Source organism: Streptomyces sp. NPDC020780, from assembly GCF_044334475.1.
GTDB lineage: Bacteria > Actinomycetota > Actinomycetes > Streptomycetales > Streptomycetaceae > Streptomyces.
In genome coordinates this window covers 2,491-5,286 of sequence record NZ_JBIRTB010000026.1, presented here as the reverse complement: position 1 = coordinate 5,286, position 2,796 = coordinate 2,491, and the positions used below count along the sequence as shown (strand labels likewise).

General features: G+C 56.0%; 1 rRNA gene (only partly in view). It reads right to left on the bottom strand.

The features are described 5' to 3' along the window. Positions 1–22: 22 nt before the first annotated feature. A 23S ribosomal RNA gene (locus ACH4VO_RS31295) occupies positions 23–2,796 on the bottom strand (it continues 431 nt past the right edge of the window).

The following is a 2,796-nucleotide window of genomic DNA, read 5'->3' as shown; positions in this document are numbered from 1 at the left end:
AACACAGTGGACGCGAGCAACTGAGGACAAGCCCTCGGCCTATTAGTACCAGTCAGCTCCACCCGTTACCGGGCTTCCACATCTGGCCTATCAACCCAGTCGTCTACTGGGAGCCTTAACCACTCAAGGTGGTGGGAATACTCATCTTGAAGCAGGCTTCCCGCTTAGATGCTTTCAGCGGTTATCCTTTCCGAACGTAGCCAACCAGCCATGCCCTTGGCAGGACAACTGGCACACCAGAGGTTCGTCCGTCCCGGTCCTCTCGTACTAGGGACAGCCCTTCTCAATATTCCTACGCGCACAGCGGATAGGGACCGAACTGTCTCACGACGTTCTAAACCCAGCTCGCGTACCGCTTTAATGGGCGAACAGCCCAACCCTTGGGACCGACTCCAGCCCCAGGATGCGACGAGCCGACATCGAGGTGCCAAACCATCCCGTCGATATGGACTCTTGGGGAAGATCAGCCTGTTATCCCCGGGGTACCTTTTATCCGTTGAGCGACAGCGCTTCCACAAGCCACTGCCGGATCACTAGTCCCGACTTTCGTCCCTGCTCGACCCGTCGGTCTCACAGTCAAGCTCCCTTGTGCACTTACACTCAACACCTGATTGCCAACCAGGCTGAGGGAACCTTTGGGCGCCTCCGTTACTCTTTAGGAGGCAACCGCCCCAGTTAAACTACCCATCAGACACTGTCCCTGATCCGGATCACGGACCCAGGTTAGACATCCAGCACGACCAGAGTGGTATTTCAAGGACGACTCCACAACCACTGGCGTGGCCGCTTCAAAGTCTCCCACCTATCCTACACAAGCCGAACCGAACACCAATATCAAACTATAGTAAAGGTCCCGGGGTCTTTCCGTCCTGCTGCGCGAAACGAGCATCTTTACTCGTAGTGCAATTTCACCGGGCCTATGGTTGAGACAGTCGAGAAGTCGTTACGCCATTCGTGCAGGTCGGAACTTACCCGACAAGGAATTTCGCTACCTTAGGATGGTTATAGTTACCACCGCCGTTTACTGGCGCTTAAGTTCTCAGCTTCGCACACCCGAAAGTGCACTAACCGGTCCCCTTAACGTTCCAGCACCGGGCAGGCGTCAGTCCGTATACATCGCCTTACGGCTTCGCACGGACCTGTGTTTTTAGTAAACAGTCGCTTCTCGCTGGTCTCTGCGGCCACCCCCAGCTCACCGAGTAAATCGGATCACCAAAGATGGCCCCCCTTCTCCCGAAGTTACGGGGGCATTTTGCCGAGTTCCTTAACCATAGTTCACCCGAACGCCTCGGTATTCTCTACCTGACTACCTGAGTCGGTTTAGGGTACGGGCCGCCATGAAACTCGCTAGAGGCTTTTCTCGACAGCATAGGATCATCCACTTCACCACAATCGGCTCGGCATCAGGTCTCAGACTTCATGCACGACGGATTTACCTACCGTGCGTCCTACACCCTTACCCCGGGACAACCACCGCCCGGGCTGGACTACCTTCCTGCGTCACCCCATCGCTTACCTAATACAAGTCTGGTTCGTCGGCTCCACCACTACCCTCAACTCCGAAGAGATCGGGCCGGCTTCACGGACTTAGCATCGCCTGATTCAGTACTGGGCGTTTCAAAGCGGGTACCGGAATATCAACCGGTTGTCCATCGACTACGCCTGTCGGCCTCGCCTTAGGTCCCGACTTACCCTGGGCAGATCAGCTTGACCCAGGAACCCTTAGTCAATCGGCGCACACGTTTCTCACGTGTGTATCGCTACTCATGCCTGCATTCTCACTCGTGAACCGTCCACAACTCGCTTCCGCGGCTGCTTCACCCGGCACACGACGCTCCCCTACCCATCCACACAGGCGTTGGCCCTATATGTGTGAATGACACGACTTCGGCGGTACGCTTGAGCCCCGCTACATTGTCGGCGCGGAATCACTTGACCAGTGAGCTATTACGCACTCTTTCAAGGGTGGCTGCTTCTAAGCCAACCTCCTGGTTGTCTCTGCGACTCCACATCCTTTCCCACTTAGCGTACGCTTAGGGGCCTTAGTCGATGCTCTGGGCTGTTTCCCTCTCGACCATGGAGCTTATCCCCCACAGTCTCACTGCCGTGCTCTCACTTACCGGCATTCGGAGTTTGGCTAAGGTCAGTAACCCGGTAGGGCCCATCGCCTATCCAGTGCTCTACCTCCGGCAAGAAACACACGACGCTGCACCTAAATGCATTTCGGGGAGAACCAGCTATCACGGAGTTTGATTGGCCTTTCACCCCTAACCACAGGTCATCCCCCAGGTTTTCAACCCTGGTGGGTTCGGTCCTCCACGAAGTCTTACCTCCGCTTCAACCTGCCCATGGCTAGATCACTCCGCTTCGGGTCTAGAGCGTGCAACTCAAACGCCCTGTTCGGACTCGCTTTCGCTACGGCTTCCCCACACGGGTTAACCTCGCTACACACCGCTAACTCGCAGGCTCATTCTTCAAAAGGCACGCAGTCACGACTGCATGTGCAAGCACACACAGCGACGCTCCCACGGCTTGTAGGCACACGGTTTCAGGTACTATTTCACTCCGCTCCCGCGGTACTTTTCACCATTCCCTCACGGTACTATCCGCTATCGGTCACCAGGGAATATTTAGGCTTAGCGGGTGGTCCCGCCAGATTCACACGGGATTTCTCGGGCCCCGTGCTACTTGGGTGGTTCTCAAACGAGCCGTTAATGTTTCAGCTACGGGGGTCTTACCCTCTACGCCGGACCTTTCGCATGTCCTTCGCCTACATCAACGGTTTCTGACTCGTCG